The sequence below is a fragment of the Anaerobiospirillum sp. NML120511 genome, from assembly GCF_023050955.1.
Taxonomy (GTDB): domain Bacteria; phylum Pseudomonadota; class Gammaproteobacteria; order Enterobacterales; family Succinivibrionaceae; genus Anaerobiospirillum.
This window is the reverse complement of record NZ_JALKIK010000001.1, coordinates 1-19,920: the sequence shown is the minus strand read 5'-3', so window position 1 is coordinate 19,920 and position 19,920 is coordinate 1. Positions and strand designations below refer to the sequence as shown.

General features: G+C 50.2%; 7 protein-coding genes. 6 read left to right on the top strand and 1 reads right to left on the bottom strand.

Translation table 11 applies throughout. From position 1 onward, the window contains the following. Positions 1-242: 242 nt before the first annotated feature. The 6 genes from MXE39_RS00035 to MXE39_RS00010 all read left to right on the top strand — a co-directional run bounded on the left by MXE39_RS00035 (position 243) and on the right by MXE39_RS00010 (position 14,936). Positions 243-2,195: a site-specific DNA-methyltransferase gene (locus MXE39_RS00035; RefSeq protein ID WP_246977325.1), complete on the top strand. Its 1,953-nt coding sequence runs from the start codon at positions 243-245 to the stop codon at positions 2,193-2,195. Between the two features lie 575 nt (positions 2,196-2,770). Further along, positions 2,771-4,633, top strand: a complete 1,863-nt coding sequence (locus MXE39_RS00030) for a site-specific DNA-methyltransferase (RefSeq protein ID WP_246977324.1) — start codon at positions 2,771-2,773, stop codon at positions 4,631-4,633. Between the two features lie 527 nt (positions 4,634-5,160). After that, positions 5,161-7,050 carry a site-specific DNA-methyltransferase gene (locus MXE39_RS00025; protein WP_246977323.1) on the top strand — a complete coding sequence of 630 codons (1,890 nt, stop codon included), beginning with the start codon at positions 5,161-5,163 and terminating at the stop codon, positions 7,048-7,050. 517 nt (positions 7,051-7,567) lie between these two features. Continuing rightward, positions 7,568-10,696: a DEAD/DEAH box helicase family protein gene (locus MXE39_RS00020; protein ID WP_246977322.1), complete on the top strand. Its 3,129-nt coding sequence runs from the start codon at positions 7,568-7,570 to the stop codon at positions 10,694-10,696. A gap of 546 nt (positions 10,697-11,242) precedes the next feature. Then, positions 11,243-11,890: a hypothetical protein gene (locus tag MXE39_RS00015; protein ID WP_246977321.1), complete on the top strand. Its 648-nt coding sequence runs from the start codon at positions 11,243-11,245 to the stop codon at positions 11,888-11,890. Positions 11,891-13,073: 1,183 nt separating this feature from the next. Then, positions 13,074-14,936 carry an IS110 family transposase gene (locus tag MXE39_RS00010; RefSeq protein WP_348647452.1) on the top strand — a complete coding sequence of 621 codons (1,863 nt, stop codon included), beginning with the start codon at positions 13,074-13,076 and terminating at the stop codon, positions 14,934-14,936. Between the two features lie 1,658 nt (positions 14,937-16,594). On the opposite strand, the gene MXE39_RS00005 is transcribed toward MXE39_RS00010, so the two are convergent. Beyond that, positions 16,595-18,163, bottom strand: coding sequence for an ABC transporter substrate-binding protein (locus tag MXE39_RS00005; protein ID WP_246979053.1), 1,569 nt, complete (start codon positions 18,161-18,163; stop codon positions 16,595-16,597). Between the last annotated feature and the right edge of the window lie 1,757 nt (positions 18,164-19,920).

Here is a 19,920-nt window from a genome sequence, read left to right as displayed (position 1 = left end):
CAGGTAAGTCCGGTATCTGTCAGCATGGACGTCACAGGAATACGGGTGCTATACTCAAAAGACCGTAGTGCCTGCAGGGCTCTTAACTGAAGATTTTTCCACATCCTATTTCAGGGTAACTATGATGTCTAATTTTGTTGAAAATGGCTTGAATAAGCCGTTTGTCTTAATTTTTGCCGGGGGGGGGGTAACACCTTCTTCTAAGTCTGTCAACTGCCTGAGTTTGACCATGGAGGTGCTCCATGGATAAACTCACAATGCAGTCAGTTGACGGCGTAGCAGCCAACATCGACATCATTGCCCGACACTTCCCTGCCTGTATTACCGAAGCACGTGACTCAGACGGTCAGCTGGTGCACGGTATCGATTTTGATAAGCTCAGGTCCGAGCTTTCCTCCTCATGCATCCCTGAAAAAGCAGAACGCTACCAGTTTACCTGGCCTGGCAAAATGGATGCTGCCCGTCTCGTCAATCACCCGTCTACCGTAACATTAAGACCATGCCGTGACCAGAGCGTGGACTTTGACACCACCTCTAACCTCTACATTGAGGGTGACAACCTGGAGGTGCTAAAGGTCCTGCGTAACACCTATGCCGGCAAGGTCAAGATGATCTACATCGACCCTCCTTACAACACAGGCAAAGATTTCATCTATAAGGACAACTATGCCATGGACAGGGAGGAGTACCTGTTGCAGAGCGGCCAGATAGACGCAGCTGGTGGCCGTCTGGTCAGCAATACCACTGCCAATGGCCGCTATCACACTGACTGGCTTAACATGATCTATCCACGTCTGAAGATCAGCCGTGAGCTGCTTAAAAATGATGGCGTTATTTTCATAGCCATTGATGAGCATGAGGTGGAGCGTCTCAAGATGTGCTGCAATGAGATCTTCGGTGAAGATAATCTGGTAGGCACGCTCATTCTCAAAACAGCTACTGATAACAACCCTACCATGATCACAACGGAGCATGAGTACTGTCTTTGTTATGCCCGCAATAAGAGCGCACTGACGTCATGGACGGCACCATCTCCTGAAGTGGAGCTCATTGTGAATGAGTATCAGCGTCTTAAGAGCTCATGCAGTGATGTCAGGGAAATTCAGGACAGGCTTCGCGCCTTTATCAAAAAGAACGAAAGCCAGTTGCAGGGTGTTACTCATTACAACGTTGTTGATGAGCAGGGTGTAGTTTCCATATCGCAAAACTCCTCAGACACACGTCCCGGTCCTTACCGCTACGAGATTATTCATCCCGTTACGGGCAAGCCATGCCCAACTCCGGCCAATGGCTGGCGCTGGCCTTTAAAGACCTTTGAGGAGTACGAGGATCAGGGGCTTGTTTACTGGGGCGCCGACCATACTGTACAGCCTCGTATCAAGAAGCGTATCGAGACGGTACGGGCCCGCTGCCGCAGTGTTTATATTGAGGATGGTCGTACCAGCACCAGGAGACTGGAAGATCTGCTCGGTGGTAAGAAGATCTTTGATAATCCCAAGAGCGATGTCTTTATAAAATGGCTTATGAAGTTTGTTATGACTGACAGTCACGACATTGTGCTGGACTTCTTTGGCGGCTCATCTACCACAGCTGACGCTCTTATGCAGCTTAACAGCGAAGATGGCGGCAAAAGAAGCTTTATTCTGGTTCAGCTGCCAGCTCAGGTCGATGAAAAGTCAGAGGCCGCCAGGGCAGGTTATAACAATATCTGCCAGATTGGCCTCGAGCGTATCCGTCGAGCCGGTGACGTAATCAGGCAGCAGGCTGGGGACCATAATGGCCTGTCACAGGTTGATACCGGATTCCGTCTGCTCAGGCTTGACAGTTCCAATATGAAAGACGTCTATTACGGCGCTGATGAGGTGAGCCTGGGTGGCTTTTCCGAGTTCAACATCAAGGAAGATCGCAGTGGTGAAGATCTGCTCTTTCAGGTGATGCTGGACCTGGGCATTGAGCTGTCGTCGTCCATCGAGGTCAGGAGCCTTGAAGGTCATACTGTGTATGTGGTCAACGACGGTTATCTGGCTGCATGCTTTGATGAAAGGGTCAGCGTTGATGCCGCCCGCGCCATAGCCTGCCTCAAACCGCACTGGTTTGTCATGTGCGATGCCGCCTTTGGCTCCGATGCCGATGCTGACAACATCATGCAGGTATTTGCAGGCTGCAGCGAGGGAACCAGGATCAAGGTCATCTGACCGCTCTTAGCGATGCGCACAGAAGGAAACAGTCCTCAACACTGCTGTATGAGCAAGCCAGCGGGCACAGTCCTTCTGATGCTTTCCTGTCCGGTTTAGGGATGCACACATACAATGAAACTCAGCTGAGCCCCGAGTCCCAGCCCGCCTGGCCTGCAAGGTCGTGCCCGGACCGGCTTGAGTCCAGTCCGGCCTGCAACAGTGCAGCTGCAGCCTGGTGTCCGTGACCAGTCAGCCTGACCAGGGGCCATGGGCTCACGGCCGCAGCGCTGACCGGGTGACACGCAGTATGTGACCTGGTGACAAGCAGTATGTGACCGGGTAATACGCCTTTGGGAAAATGCCTTATATATCGGCATGGACGGTGGTGGAACACGGTGTTATACTCAAAAAGTAATGGCGGTATGACGTCGTCTTGCCACCATATCGTTCCACATCCGATTTCAGGGTAACTATGATGTCTAATGTTATTGAAAACGGCTTAAATAAGCCGTTTGCTTTAGTTTTGCCGGGGGGGGGGGTAACACCTTCTTCTAAGTCAGTCAACTGCCTGAGTTTGACCATGGAGGTGCTCCATGGATAAGCTCTCTATGCAGTCAGTTGACGGCGTTGCGGCCAACATCGACATCATTGCCAGATTTTTCCCTTCCTGTATTACCGAGGCACGCGACCCTGAGGGTCAGCTGGTGCGCGGTATCGACTTTGAAAAGCTCAAGGCCGAGCTTTCCTCATCGTGTATTCCGGACAAGGCTGAGCGCTACCAGTTTACATGGCCTGGCAAGATGGATGCTGCCCGCCTTGCCAACCAGCCATCTGCGGCGACCTTAAGACCATGCCGTGAAGAAAGCGTAGACTTCGACACCACCTCCAACCTCTACATCGAGGGAGACAACCTGGAGGTACTAAAGGTCCTGCGCAACACCTACGCCGGCAAGGTCAAGATGATCTACATCGACCCGCCTTACAACACCGGCAAAGACTTCTTATACGAAGATAACTTCAGCATGGACCGCAAGGATTTCCTTATTCAAAGTGGTCAGCTTGGAGCAGACGGTAAGCGGAGGGTGGTTAACAGCGACGCCAATGGCCGCTTTCATACCTCCTGGCTGAACATGATTTATCCGCGCCTGAAGCTGGCCCGTGAGCTGCTCACTGAAGATGGCATCATGTTCATTTCGATTGATGATAATGAGAGCGATAACCTGAGCAGGCTCTGTGCAGAGGTATTTGGTGAGGGGAATATAGTCAGCCGCCTGATCTGGAAGAAAAAGCAGGGAGGCGGCAATGATTCAGACAATGTTGTTGTTGAGCATGAGTACATTCTGGTTGTGGCCAGGAACATTGAATGTGTGAAGCTCTTCCCTGTCAAAACCAGCCAGCTGGACATCAAGAAATACCCCGAAAAGGACGAATATGGCCACTATGGTCTGATTACTCTTGATAAGACCTCCATCAGTGGAGGTCCAACTCTGATTTTTGATATTACCGGCCCTGATGGCAGGGTTTACAGCCCAAGAACGGTCAAGGGCAAACAGGCGTACTGGCGCTGGTCAAAGGAAAAGGTTGAGGCAGACTACGATTTACTGGTGTTCAAGGATGGAAAGGTCTATACCAAAAACTACTATAGTGAGGAGGGTGCGGTTCAGAGAAGTCTGCTGATAGGCGAAGAATATGGCCGAACCAACCATGGTGGCAAAGACATCAGCGATCTGTTCGGCTTCAAGCCTTTCTCCTATCCCAAGCCGGTAAAGCTCATAGAGCACCTGCTTGCCCTTTCCTGCAGGGAGGGCATAGTACTGGACTTTTTCTCCGGCTCGGCCACAACCGCTCATGCTGTCATGAAAGTAAACGCCAGATGCGGCTCAAAGCTCAGCTTCATAATGGTCCAGATCCCTGAGGCTGTAGTTCCTGAAAAAGATGATGCCAAAAAGGCATATGAGGCTGGTTTTAAGAACATCTGTGAAATCGGCAAGGAGCGTATCCGCCGTGCCGGTGCTGCAATTAGGGCAGAGTCCGGGCTTATGGCCGGGGACCTGGATACAGGCTTTCGTGTGCTTAAGCTCGACAGCTCCAACATGAAGGATGTCTACTACAGCGCTGACGAGGTTAGCCTCAATGGCTTTTCCGAGTTCAACATCAAGGAAGGACGCAGCGGCGAGGACCTGCTCTTTCAGGTGATGCTGGACCTTGGCATTGAGCTGTCGTCGTCAATCGAGCTCAGGAGCCTTGCAGGCCATACTGTATATGTGGTCAACGACGGTTATCTGGCTGCCTGCTTTGATGACAGAGTCAGCATGGATGCCACCCGTGCCATAGCCGGCCTCAAACCATACTGGTTCGTCATGTGCGACGCCGCCTTTGGCTCAGATGCAGATGCTGACAACATCATGCAGGTATTTTCAGGCTTAAGTAGAGCAACACAGATTAAGGTCATTTGACCAGACTCATGGAGGCACACATACAAGGAAACTGTCTTAACATCGCCGTTGGAGCTGCTACAGCAAGGCATAATCCTGCTTAGCTCTCCCAGCCGGTTCAGGGAGGCGCACATACAAGGAAACTGTCTGAACATCGCCGTTGGAGCTGCTGCAGCAAGGCACAGTCCTGCTTAGCTCTCCCGGCCGGTTCAGGGAGGCACAAATACAAGGAAACTCAGCTGAGCTCCTATCAATGCAGCTGCGGCCGCATGGCAGTGTCCATGCAGCTTTACGGGAAGAGTGATTTCGGGAAATGCCTTATCTGTAGGCATGGACGGTAGCGGATCACGGGTGCTATACTCAAAATGGCATGGCGGTATGACGCCGTCTTGCCACCATATCGTTCCACATCCGATTTCAGGGTAACAATGATGTCTAATGTTATTGAAAACGGCTTAAATAAGCTGTTTGTTTTAGTTTTGCCGGGGGGGGGGTAACACCTTCTTCTAAGTCAGTCAACTGCCTGAGTTTGACCATGGAGGTGTTCCATGGATAAGCTCTTGATGCAGTCAGTTGACGGCGTAGCAGCCAACATTGACATCATTGCCCGACACTTCCCTTCCTGTATTACCGAGGCCAGAGACCAGGACGGTCAACTGGTGCGCGGTATCGACTTTGAAAAGCTCAAGATAGAGCTTTCGCCAGAATGCATCCCGGAAAATGTTGAACGTTATCAGTTCACATGGCCAGGCAAGATGGATGCTGTGCGACTCTCCAACCAACCCTCATCTGCTACATTAAGACCATGCCGTGACGAGAGCGTGGACTTTGACACCACCTCCAATCTCTACATCGAGGGAGACAATCTGGAGGTACTCAAGGTCTTACGCAACTGCTACTCCGGTAAGGTAAAGATGGTCTACATCGACCCACCCTATAACACTGGCAACGACTTTGTCTACAAGGATGACTTCTATATGGATAAAGAGGAGTTCCTTGTGCAGACAGGCCAATTCAGCCGAGAAGGGGTGAGACTGGTGAAAAACACCAACTCCAATGGAAGATATCACAGTGACTGGCTGAACATGATTTATCCGCGTATCAGGCTTGCTCGTGAGCTTCTGTCCGAAGATGGGGTGATTTTTATATCAATTGATGATCATGAGATTGAAAATTTATTGAAAGTTTGTTCAGAGGTCTTTGGTGATATCAATTACGTTGGAATTTTCCCTTGGCGCAAAAGATCTGCTAAATCAGATGTGCCATTTGGTGTGTCCCAGGACTATGAGTGGGTACTATGCTTTGCCAAGTCTGACAAGTTCAGGGCAAGCAAGGAGGTGACTGGAAGAAAGTATTACGAGTCGCCAGACTTCCCGGGACGTCCTTGGAGAACTCATGATTTAAAGCAGCAGAAGACAGCTCTTGAGCGTCCTAACAGCTTCTTTGATCTTGTTGATCCAAAAAATGGCGCTGTATACAAACCTAATCCTAAGGCAACTTGGCGAATTACCAAGGACACGTTGAACGATTACCTTCTCAACTCAAGAATCATTTTTCCTGGCGATTACCCTTTCCTTAACTCCAAACAGCCGTTAATGCGATATTGGAGGTCAGACGATGAAGCTAAGTATGGAGAGCGTTTCGGCCGGAATGCGGTGAGCACTCACTTGCCCGATAACATTAAGGGTTCTGACGCTGGCACAAAAGAGCTCGATTCACTATTCGATGCTAAAGTTTTTGACTTTCCTAAGCCAACAGATCTTATATTGTACTTTATTGATGCGATAAACGATCCTGAGGCGTTGATTGTGGATTTCTTCTCTGGCTCTTCTAGTACAGCTCATGCTGTTCTGAAGAAGAATTTAGAGGACAATGGTAATCGCAAATTTATCATGGTTCAGATTCAAGAACTAACTGATCCTAATAAGGATGCTTTCAATGCCGGTTATAAGACCATCTGTGAAATCGGCAAGGAGCGTATCCGCCGTGCCGGTGCTGCAATTAAGGCAGAGTCCGGGCTTATGGCCGGGGACCTGGATACAGGTTTCCGTGTGCTCAAGCTCGACAGCTCCAACATGATGGACGTTTATTACAGCGCTGACGAAGTGAGCCTGCCTGGCTTTTCCGAGTTCAACATCAAGGAAGATCGCAGTGGTGAAGACCTGCTCTTTCAGGTGATGCTCGATCTGGGCATTGAGCTGTCGTCGTCAATTGAGGTCAGGAACCTTGCAGGCCATACTGTGCATGTGGTGGACGGCGGTTATCTGGCTGCCTGCTTTGATGACCGGGTCAGCGTTGAGGCCGCCCGCGCCATAGCCGGCCTCAATCCGCACTGGTTTGTCATGTGCGATGCCGCCTTTGGATCTGATGCCGATGCCGACAACATCATGCAGGTCTTTAAGGCGGTCAGCCCTATGAGCCAGATCAGAGTTATCTGAGCCCCAGGCATGTCCATGACGGGCTATGCCCATGCTGGGCCGGGCCTGGCATGGCCGGCCTGGCCGGAACAGAGGTATCGGCCCCATGCCAGGTCAGAACAGTGGTAACTGACCATTGGGCTTGAATCATAATGATCATTGCCGACAACATCATGCAGGTCTTTAAGGCGGTCAACCCTATGAGCCAGATCAGAGTTATCTGAGCCCCAGGCATGTCCATGACGGGCTATGCCCATGCTGGGCCGGGCATGGCCGGCCTGGCCGGAACAGAGGTATCGGCCCCATGCCTGGTCAGAACAGTGGTAACTGACCATTGGGCTGGAATCATAATGACCATGTAATGGCTTAGGTCATTACTGTTGCCCGGCTGCGTGTCCTTTGAGGCATGGCAGTACCGGGCTGCGCCATAAGGCGCATTGCTCCTGCTGCTTTATGGTTGCAGGGACATGCCCGTCGGGCACATATGCTGAGCAGCAGGCATGAGCCTGTATTCAAAGCGCTTTGGATTGGAATAATCATGAAACTTATCTTCAAGAAACAGCAGTATCAGACTGATGCGGTCAACAACACAGCCGAGGTGTTTGCAGGTCAGCATCATAAGGAAAATCTCGGCGCGGGTGCTGTTCCCGATGCTTTTGATATGGGTGTCTGCGATCAGATGAGTCTCATAGAGACCAATGCTGATCTTGATCTTGGCCCCAATACCAGAGAGCAGCTGCTGGCCAATATCAATGCCATCCAGAAACGTTCCGGTCTGCTGACCAGCAAGGAGCTGTATGGTGACGGTTCCATGGGCTGGTGTGAGCTGGATGTAGAGATGGAGACAGGTACAGGCAAGACCTATGTCTACATCAAGACCATTTTCGAGCTGCACCGCCGCTATGGATGGAGCCGCTTTGTGGTCGTAGTACCGACCTTGGCCATTCGTGAGGGCACAAATCGCAGCTTCGAGCAGCTCAGTGAGCACTTCTTTGAGGAGTACCACTGCAGAGCCAACTATTTTGTCTACAACTCAGGCAACCTCAACCAGCTGCGCCACTTTGCCGAGGGCTCGGGCATTCAGGTCATGATAATCAACACCCATGCCTTTGCCTCCAGTATGGATGAGACCAAGGTTAATAACAAGGCATCGCTCATTATCTACAGTGAGCGTGACGAGTTCGGCTCGCACCGGCCTATTGATGTGCTGGCCGCCACCAGACCAATTGTCATTATTGACGAGCCGCAGAAGGCTGACGGCAAGGCCACCCAGAAAGGCATCAGACAGTTCAGGCCGCTGTTTACCATAAACTACTCGGCAACTCACAAGACAAAGCACAACTGCATCTACTCGCTTGATGCCGTGGATGCCTATGCTCAGAAGCTGGTCAAGCGCATCAGTGTCAAGGGCTTCCAGACCCTTAACATGACCGGCTCTGACGGCTATATCTACATGGGCGGTGTCATTACCTCTACTGACAGGCCACCTTATGCCGATGTAGAGATTGAGACCAGGAACAAGGACGGCAGCATCAAGCGTACCCGCAGACGCATGGAGGAAAGAGACAGCCTGTATGATGAGTCTAACAAACTCAATCAGTACAAGGGGCTGTCCATCAGCTCAATTGATGCCGTCACCAACAGCATCACCCTCAGTGACGGCCGTGTCATTTCAGCCGGCATGGTGGTCGGTGACAGCAACCTTGACAGCATGCAACGTCTGCAGATCCGCGAGACCATACGCTCACATCTGAACAGAGAGGAAGAGCTCTACAATCTGGGTATCAAGACCCTGAGCCTGTTCTTCATTGATGAGGTAGTGCGCTACAGAGTCTATGATGAGGAAAAGAACCCTCATCCGGGCATTCTGGCTCAGATGTTTGAAGAGGAGTATGAGTTCCTTACAAAGGACAAGCTGGCCGAACTTGAGCACTCAGGTGCCAGTGATCCGCGCTCAGCCAGAAGCTCCTACTACAACTATCTTAAGAGCACCTCAGGTCATGCCGCAGAACTTCACAATGGCTATTTCTCCGTAGACAAGTTCAACAGATTTGTCGATACCAGGGAAAAGAAGACCGAGTCCGACACTGACAAGGAGCGTATAGCCGCCTACGATCTGATCCTCAAGAATCGCGAAGAGCTGATGAGCTTTGAGCAGCCGGTGCGCTTTATCTTCTCGCATTCGGCTCTGCGTGAGGGCTGGGACAATCCTAACGTCTTCCAGATCTGTACCCTGCGTCAGAGCAACTCCGCCATAAGCAAGCGTCAGGAGGTAGGCCGTGGTCTGCGTCTGTGCGTTAACAATCTCGGCGAGCGAATGGATTACGAAGCTCTGGGTGATGATATCCACAAGGTCAACCTGCTTACCGTCATAGCCAACGAGAGCTATGAGGACTTTGTCAGAAGCCTGCAGGAGGAAACCACTCAGGGGCTGCGTGACCGTCCTAAGGCCATTACTGTCGACAGCTTTACCGGCAAGACTGTAATGCTTGCTGACGGCTCTGAGCATAAGGTAACCGAGGATGAGGCTGACATGCTGCGCAGCTGGATGCGCACCCACAAGTTCATTGATGGCAAGGGCATGGTTACTGATGCATTCCGCAGCGCCATTGAGAACAACCAGGTTCCTGAGCTTGATCAGGACATGGCCCATCTGAAAGAACTGATGGTCCAGACAGCCCGCTCTACCTGGGAGGTTGAGGAAGTACTTAAGAAGAGAGTACGCGACGAAAACCGTTCGGCCACCATTCATGTCAGGACCAACAGCCATGTCGAGAATCCTGACTTCCAGATGCTTTGGAAGGAGATTTCCCGCAATTATTACTACACAGTTCAGTATGACAGCGAGGTGCTGATCAGAAATGCTGTGGAGCAGCTCAACAAGGGCCTTGAAATAGCCCAGATGAGCTTTGAGATTGAAGAGGGCAGCCAGGTTGATGCTCAGACCTTTGTCAGACGCGGCTCCAACCAGCGCTCTGACGCGCGCCACATAACTACCGGCGTCAAGTACGACATAGTGGGTGACGTGGCCAGGGCGGCTGCAGTTACCCGTAGAACCGCAGCCCGGGTACTTAACTCCCTGAGCCAGGAAAAGCTCAGTCTCTTTGCCGTCAACCCTGAGCGCTTCATTGCCGCTGTGGGCCAGATTGTCAGCATGTGTAAGCAGGAGTTGCAGGTAGAGAATATCTGCTATGAGCTCATCGATCAGACAGATGATCTGAAAAGCAACAATATCATGGCCATGATTAACGATGCCTTCGACTGCGAGATCAAGGCCGATACCCCTTACATCAAGGCCAGAAAGCACATTACTGACGTGCTGGTAGTGGACGGCCTGTCTGAAAACAGTGTGGAAAAGCGCTTTGCGCTCAAGATGGATGATGCCCGCGAGGTATGTGTCTTTGCCAAGCTGCCGCGCAAGTTCAAGATTCCTACTCCGGCCGGTGATTACTCTCCTGACTGGGCCGTAATCTTTGACCGCGATCAGGTAAAGCATTTCCGCCTGGTAGCTGAAACCAAGGGCAGTGTATCCCTGGATCAGTTAAGACCGGTAGAGCGCCAGAAGATTGAGTGTGCCGACAGGCTCTTCAACTCCATGTCAGACAGGATACGTTTTGCCGTGGTTGAAAACTTCAACCAGCTGCTTGATAAGGCCAATCAGGACTGATACCTGTCCCGAGCAGTCATAGCCCGTCAGGCCTGACACCTGTCACGGAAAGTCATAGCCCGTCAGGCCTGCCACCTGTCACGGAAAGTCATAGCCCGTCAGGCCTGCCACCTGTCACGGAAAGTCATAGCCCGTCAGGCCTGACACCTGTCACGGAAAGTCATAGCCCGTCAGGCCTGCCACCTGTCACGGAAAGTCATAGCCCGTCAGGCCTGACACCTGTCACGGAAAGTCATAGCCCGTCAGGCCTGCCTCCTGTCACGGACAGTCATAGCCCTTGAGGACTTAAGTATAACAATGCCTGCTGATGCTTGATTCTGCTTAATGGTCTGCGTCTGTTGTGTCATACCTGCCAGATCGGGGCAATTTTGTAACTGTCAATAATTGCATAATTGCAATGGTGCAGAGCCACAGTTGCACTGTACAATGTTGTATGTACAAAAGACTTTAGAAATTATTCATCACATACAGGGCTGATATACTCTCAGGTATTGATACCCCATATATGCTGGCCTCAAAGGACAGGGACATAATAAGGAGCTTACTATGAATAATTTGCCTGTGAATGCCATATACAAGGGACCTCAGGTGGATCTGGCGCTCTTTTGTCACAGTTCAGCTGTCTCTACCAGAGATGCTTCAACTCTGCAGAGCAATATTGAGCGGATATCAATAACTGCCATGTTCGGTACTCCGGCCAGCAAGGGTGGTTCTGATGGCTGTCTGATAATCTGTGAGGTTATCCCTCTGGCTGCTGCACTTCCTGACAAATGCATAGCTTTGCTGGACCGTTGTTTTGATAAATGGGAAAAGGGGGTTAAGACCATCTTTGTTATCAGGGGGACGGGAGTAAGCAGGCTGGCAGCTGTGTACGGCGAGGGAGTGCTTATAAGTGATTATGCCAGTAACGACAGGCTGGGGCTGGAGTCATGGCACCAGCCTCCACAACAGCTGTGGCGTTTGCTTTGCCTCAAGGCTGCTCGTGTAGATTTTGTCAGTCAGGATCTCTTTGACAAGGTTATGGACCTTGCTGCCCGTACTCAGATGGCTGAGCGCGAGGCAGAGACACTCAGAAAGTCTAATCCGCCAAAACAGACTCATAAAAACCTTGAGTTTTTTGAGAAGAAAATGCAGGCCGAGCAGAACTATGAAAAGCTCAGAAAGGAGCTCTCCAGCTATCAGGTCCCGCAGTAAGTTCTCCGTGGCATAGCCAGCTCAAGCCATGATGCAGCTCCACCTGTGGTTTCACAGTTTGCTTCAGATACGGCAGCGACTGACCCAGCGTACGCTTCCAGCATAGCTTAGAGCTCATTTATTTACTCATAACAGGGCCCTCACTGGCTTTATGCAGGTGAGGGCTCTGCTTTTGCTGCATGGATAAGCTTACAGGTATCAGAGCGTTCCATTGCATAGACAGTGCCCCGTGCTGAGATCGTCTCTGCGCCCTGCCTTGTCCTTGCAACAGTGCCATTGACGCGACGCGATAGAGCTTTGGACAGAGCCTGTCAGCGCTGTGGATAGAGTTTTGGACAGAGCCATGTCAGCGCTATGGATAGAGCTTTGAACAGAGCCATGTCAGCGCTATGGATGAGCCTGGACAGAGCTTTGGCCAGAGCACTGTCGAAGCCGTGGATAGCAACCCGTACTGTCAAGTTGTTTGAAACATGAACGAGTCATTGCCCGGACTGATCACAGTTCAGATTCATGACGGTTCTCAGGTGCACTATAACGTGCCTGTAGCGCAGTCATGAATAGTTGTGAGAGCCAGTATGAAGGTTTGCAGGTTTTCACGATCCGGCAGAACTCAAAGCGACTGGAATGGATTTGTTCGTGCCAACATAGAAAGCAAAGCTGTTTATCGTGCCACGATAGTAAACAGGACACTGGGAGGCATTTCCAAAAAATCAGTATGTATTAATTCAGAACGACATGCGATATCAGATCGCGTTATTAAGACACCCAACGATACATGAAAGTCATGGCTGGGTGACCGGGGCGACTGCCGTGAGCAGCTGCCCCATTTTTTTTGCCCAACAATTAGTCGCATATCAATACATCAATCATCACACTCTTCTCTCATTTAGGTTGTTCTAAGTACTTAAATCGGGTGTAATAATCTCCTCAATGTTTGAGCGCGTCTTTTCAGGAACTTCGGTTTCTTTTTGTGACAAAGATCACGACAAAAAATTGAAGAGAGGGTTTGTCGAATCCACGATTGGGAGCCTGGCAGCTCTTCTGTTAGCTCCGGGAACAGCCCGTATAATAAAACGAACATTCTTTAAATTAGCGTAGCTAACTTAGGGAATAAGTCATCTTCCTCGCAACTCTTTCTGCTTATATTTGTGGCGCGCTCATTTCCATAATCTTAGGAGAATTTATGAACGTCGATGTGCCTATTATTCCAGACACATTTGCGCCTGTTGAGATGCCGTGTGCTGTCTCTGACTGCTATGCGAGTCAGCAGAATACAAGTAATCATGCTTTGTTTGAGTCATCTTATGCATCTGCAGTTGGTATTGATGTCCACAACAATAAGATGGTTGCTGTCTATCAAAAGTCAGATTCAAGCACTAATACCATTGAACAGGACATTTTGACCACACAGGCCGATTTGGATGAGCTCAAGAGGCTTGTTGACTGGATCCTTTGTAAGAACCCTGAAGTTATCACCATGGAGTCGACCGGTGTCTACTGGTTCAACTTATATCAGCAGCTTGAGGATGCAGGGCTAGGATCTAAATCACATGTCCTGAATGCACATGCTGTAAAGGTAATCTCAGGAAGGAAGACAGATAAGACTGATGCTGCTCATCTGGCTACTGTCGGCAGGCTGGGTATGTTCAGGTCGTCTTATATTCCTGAACCACTAGTACGAGAGACGAGGCTGCTTAGCAGGCACATTCATACCCTGACTCATGATAGAAGCAGGTGTAGTAACCGAATGCACAATAAGCTTACAGCGCTTGGTATGAAGGCTTCTGTTGCTTTTTCTGATGTGAATGGTAAGGCAGCAAGGATGATCATCCGTGCTGCCTTGAGCGGCATGACTGGTGAAACCTTAATCTCCTTCATTGAAGAGAACGGAAAAAGATTAAAGCTTCCAACTGAACAGATCTTTAAGTTAGTTCAGTTTCGTCCAGAGAAAATAGTAGCCAAGCAGCTCTACTATAATCTTACCACTCAATATGACTTAATCACCAGTCAAATTTCAGAACTTGGCAGAATGCTTGATAACATTCTTGAGCCTTTTTCAGTCCAGGTCTCTCTCTTGATGACTATTCCTGGATTTAACAAGAGGACTGCTCAGGTCCTCATCAGTGAACTGGGAGTTGATTGGAAATCTAATTTTCCAACCTCACATCACCTTGCCTCATGGATAGGCATTGCCCCAGGCAATAAGGAGTCTGCAGGCGTTCGCTACAGGACTGGTATTACCAAGGGTAATAAGTACATCAGAAACGCCCTGATTGAGGCAGCTCATGCAGCTGCCAAATCTAAAGACCATCGTTTAAGCGGTTTTTTCAAAAACATGTGTCATCGCAGAGGGGCAAAGAAGAGCAAAGTAGCCTTAGGGCACAAATTGCTCCGTATTGCCTATGCAATGATGGCCTCGGGCGAGCCTTACAAGATGACCAAACCTGAGGTTCCTGATGAAGATGGACTTTTCTCAGACGAGTCAACCAGCTCAGCTTCATCAAGTCAGTGTTACAACATCTCAGCTGCTGAAGCTACGGTGTCAGCTGATGAGTCATCAGTCGATGCCGCAGAAGCTGCCGGTGTTCTGGTTGCTGAAGCTACGGTGTCAGCTGATGAGTCATCAGTCGATGCCACAGAAGCTGCCGGTGTTCTGGTTGCTGAAGCTACGGTGTCAGCTGATGAGTCATCAGTCGATGCCACAGAAGCTGCCGGTGTTCTGGTTGCTGAAGCTGCGGTGTCAGCTGATGAGTCATCAGTCGATGCCACTCAAGCTGCCGACGGCCCGAGAGTCAAATCTGATGCCTCATCAGTTCAGTCCTCAGAGAGCTCAATTAACGAGTTTGCTAATGCAGAGGATGCTTTCGAGCTGTCTCCTTTATTTGCAAGGGAAGATGATTCGGCTGTAGTTATCTCCTCCAAAATGAGCAGGACATCCAGGCGTACCAAATCCAAGCCAAAGCAGGCCAACAATGCAGCCTCTGGGGGCTGGAATTCCGATCTGACTGAATCTTCGGTAAAGGATGAAGCTCCGCTCCTTGTATAGAGCGGGTTAGTCCATAGCTGGACTTCCCGCTTATATCTAAAGGCGTAAATGTCAATTATGGGGACCAAGGTCCTTAGATTTACTGCGCCCATAATTTCTGGGGCGAAACCAGCAAAAACCCCATATTTATGGGGTTTATCAAGAATGCTACTTGCGTAGCACCGGCATTTATGGCAACTTTTTGATATATGGTGTCGCATGCACGGCACTTTCATCCAGAGGTGCGCACTTAGCACGCTAAATTGCAGGTGGAGTGGGATATTAGTGGCATATCGATGCCACTATATCTTAAATCGTGCTCCGATCATAAATGCGATGTTTATCGCATTCTTATCCTCCAGCCCGGGGGACTTTCATAATAAAGAGCAGCCATTGCGCAGTGGGGCGAGTACCGGCGCCATTAACCGCTGATTAAAACTGCTGATGAAAGGTGATTTGAGGCACTCAGTCCTGACCCTGCTCCAGGAAGAAACAGCAGATTAAATCAGCAGCAGCACGAGCTGGTTTGTGGGGCAGTAAACTCCTCTGCTGACATATATGGCTTCCGGGTATGGGACTGCAAGTCTCTGTCATCCGTCATTGAGCGGCAGTTCAATATAACGCCGGGTGTCAGACAGTGTCAGAACATACTCAAGAACAGGCCAGACAAAGCTGCCTGCAATTAAGATGAAAGTACAAGTTGATCTGACATGGTCCTTAAACAGTGACAGGGGTACGGGTATGGGGATGGGTATAGGTACGGGGGTGGTTATGGCAGGTAGGAGAGCAGGTCAGCCTGGATCGGCCGGTAAATTAAGCACCAATGCTTTGCCCGGCCATGTTAAATAATATCCGGGCTGCAGCATTACAGATTTTACTGTCTTAAAGATTATGTAAAGCATAATTGAATTATTCATGCGGACAGACTGTTGACAGTTTACATTCTGTGAGTATGTACTGTCACCATCACGTGAATGATAGTGATAATGGGCGGGCGCTGCTAATTATGATATTGCTTCAGTCTCTGCGGCAGCGCGGAGGGGGTTACACTGCAAGTCATGCCAGCATAGTAAGAAACTGGCACAAGATAAATTGTTATGTAGAGTAATTATTAAAATTGCAGACTATAAATTCATGAGTGCATCAGTTAAGGCAGGTGCTTAACAGCAGGCAGCATGGATTGATATTGCACAGTAAAGGACAGGTGCTGACAGCGTACAGTGCAGGATTGGGCCGTGGGATAAGGCAGTATCGTCAGGTGAAAGCGTAAAGAACAGGAGAATTACAGCGGTTGACTGGGATTCTGGTGCAGTTTTGGGGGCACGACAATATCCTGTAATAGCCTGAGCTGTGGCAGGCCGGACGCCGACCTGTGCCAGCCAATGGTGGTGGCCCGCGATGTCAGTGCATTGCAGGGCAGGGCAGGACCTTGCGGGGCAGGACCTTGCGGGGCATGGCACGACCTTGCGGGACAGGGCAGGACCTGGCAGTGAAGTGTGAGTGGTGCGCAGTAAAAGAAAAGTCCCTGCAATGACGGAGCATGCAGGGACTTTCCTTAATTTACCTCACAGCAGGTGAGCCTACGTGAGGTGACGGCTAATCAGTACTGTGCCTGAGCCTGGCCGTGGGCGGTCATAAGACTTTGCCCTGTATGGTCCAGGCTTGCCTGTTATGACTGATTACTTGGCCTTCTTGCTTACTTCAGTGAAGTAGAAATGGCCCTGAGGGTGAATGATCTGGCCCTCAACTACAGGACGGTAGGCAGCCATGGTCTTGGCGTGGGAGATTGGCAGAACACCTACATCCTTTAACAGAACGGCATCAGCCTTCTTGTACAGAGCAGTACGCTCCTTGCCATCAGGTACCTTGGTAGCCTTGTTAATGATGTCAATGAACTCCTTGTTCTGCCATAAGCCCTGGTTGGCAATTGGATCAGGTGAGGCCAGGATGTTGATGTAGTTGTCAGGATCACCGTTGTCGCCAATCCAGCCGATGAAAGCAAGATCCCACTTGTCAGTTAAGATCTTGGCCCTGAAGGTACCCCAGTCGTATACGTCAATCTTGACCTTTACACCAACCTTGCTCAGGTAATTCTGTACGGCCTCAGCCAGTACCTGGCCGCCAACAGAGTTATAGGCACGGGAGTTGGAGTAGGTCAGAATGGTCAGCTCCTTGATACCCTTGGCGGCAAGAGTCTTCTTTGCAGCTTCAGGATTGTACTTAGGGGCCTGATTGTTCTTGTCGTAGCCCTCAAGAAGAGGTGGGAAGAAGGAGTGAGCAGGGGTTGAGTACTCCTTGTACAGAGACTTGGCCATCTCTGGAACGTTAATGGCCTGAGCAATAGCCTCACGGACATCACGGTCGGCAGTTATGTACCCGTCACGGCAGTTGTAAACCATATAGTTGGTGTTATTGCCCTCAGTCTCGAAGACCTTGTTGCCGGACTTCTTGATCTCATCAATTACGTTGGCATCGAGACCGTTGATGATGTCGACCTCACCATTCTTAAGAGCAACTACACGGGCGGCAGTTTCCTTCATGATGCGGTAAACAATGTTCTGTACAGGTGGCTTTTCGCCCCAGTAGTCATCAAAACGGGTAACAATCAGCTGCTGGCCCTTGTCCCAGGCTACAAACTTGTAAGGACCGGTACCTACAGGGTTCTCCATCAGGTTGTTGTTGAACTTCTTAAGAGCAGTCGGGGAGGCAATAGGAGCGGCGAAGGCCATGGCCATATTGCGCAGGAACGGAGTAGAACGCTCCTTTAAGGTAATCTGAACGGTGTACTCGTCAACCACCTTGGTCTCAACTACATTGCCCAGAACCAGCTCGGCGTAGGACATCTTGGCTACGCGGTTTTCAGGCTTCTGACGGTCATAGTTGAACTTTACGGCCTCAGCGTTAAATGGGGTGCCGTCATGGAACTTGACGCCTTCCTGGAGCTTGAATGTGTAAACAAGACCGTCGTCACTGATGGTCCAGCTCTTGGCCAGGGCTGGCAGAATGCCGGTACCGTTGTGCTCAAACTTGAGCAGTGACTCGTACATGTTGATATTCATGTTGCCTGAGTCGTTGTCATCAACCAGAGCAGGATCAAGGCCTAATGGCTCAGTTGAGGTGGCGTAGAAGAGATTGTCTTCAGCCTTGCGGGACATTGGAGCGCCGTTGGCAACTGAGGCTACAGTGCCGGCTGCAAATACCACCGATAAGGCAGCGGCAAGTAAGGTCTTGGAGGTGAAAAACTTCATGAAAAACCCTTTTTATGCAATGTGACCACGAGGCTGACAACTGAATCTGTCCAGCAGAAAGCGCCTTATATGCGTCTGTAGGGCAGCCTCGGAACAAGTCAGAATCAGTAAATGCTGATCTGGAGTCAGTCTGAGGGACAAAATCCCATGAAAAACGTTGAGCACAGCCAGCTGGCTGTTGCTGAATGCTTTTATTTTTAGGTTTGAACGGCCTGACAGTCAAGACGTGACCGCTCCCTAAATGAACAAAGCACATCAACTCGCTCAGCCCCGGCACTGCCAGTCGCCCGCAGCTGCCACACCATCAGGCCAGGCCTCCACACAGCGCCTGTTTATCAGGATTGTGGTGCCCCATACCCACAGTACCTGCCCAATACTCCACAGCAGTATCCCGGAAGGCAGGCAACAGGCCTCATGGTACAAAATTTAATCACAAGTTCATAAGACGCAGAGCCTGTAAATGGGCTTTTCATGAGCATAAAGCGACAGAGCCTACCTCCTCCTGCAGGGCCTGCGTATTTTTATCTGCAAAAGACCTGCAAATGCACAAATTGCCCACTTTTATGGCACCTGCCCTGAAAAGGTCAGCTCACATCCCAAAATTTGTGCGTTTATTAAACAGCATCAATGCTTACTGCACGATCATACTCACTGAACTTACTGCAAGACTTTACTCACTGTCTACCACCGGACATGATGCGTACTGCAGCACAACTGCAGAGCCACTGCATCGGCACTGCAACTCACAGCCCATACCCGGAAACACTCCAGCCAATGCTGTAACAGCTGCCAGAGCTGCATGATTCATCAAACCCAAAGCCAGACACAGCATGGCTGGCCAAACATCCTTCCTGCTGAGCATCCGCACTCCATTCCGCAGATATCCACAGACATGTGAACCAGACGTATAAATAAGGAACAATCAGGGCAGAGCCTGTCATGAGTAATGGCGTCAATATGCCGCCCTGACTTGACATATGCTCATTGCGATCAAGAGTGCAGGACATCATCCAGGTCCATACCTGACCAGGACGAACAGCAGACAGAACCAGCCATAGCCTGGTCGAGCATCAGCCAGAACCAGTCATGGCCAGGTCGAGCATCTGCCAGAACCAGCCATAGCCAGGTCGACCATCTGCCAGACCCAGTCATGGCCAGGTCGTGCACCAGTCAGAACCAGCCATAGCCTGGTCGAATATCTGCCAGACCCAGCCATGGCCTGGTCGAGCATCTGCCAGACCCAGCCATTGCAGGGAGTTTCAGCTGCATGAGCAATCCATGGCCGGTTTGACTGCTTTAAATAAATGATTTGCAGATCAGGCTATGACGCTTATGTCATCAGGCCAGCTTCGGCACAGGCAAAAGGACGACTATGTATGGAGAGCGGTTGTGCCATAAGGCACTTCAATATTGCTGCCCGTATCAGCTCCGTCTCAGGTGGCCGTCTTGTATGCAAAACAGCAAACGCAGCTGCTTTGAAAACTGTTAGGCCGGGTTTAACTGTAGCGGCATGTACCTGCTGTTATGGCCATGAAAGATGGCTCAGGAAAATATCGTAAAACAAGATACAGATCATGTTTATAAGCTCATATTCCTGGTAATCTAACCACTGGTACCCCAGGCTGCATAGAGACCTGAACCTGGTGTATCAGAACCAGCCCGGCTGTATGTTCATCAGCCGCTCAGCACAAAGTTTCATTCAACTTTTGGAGGCTTTTTGAGTACTGAATCTTCCTCAGGAACAAGTGGGGCAGCAG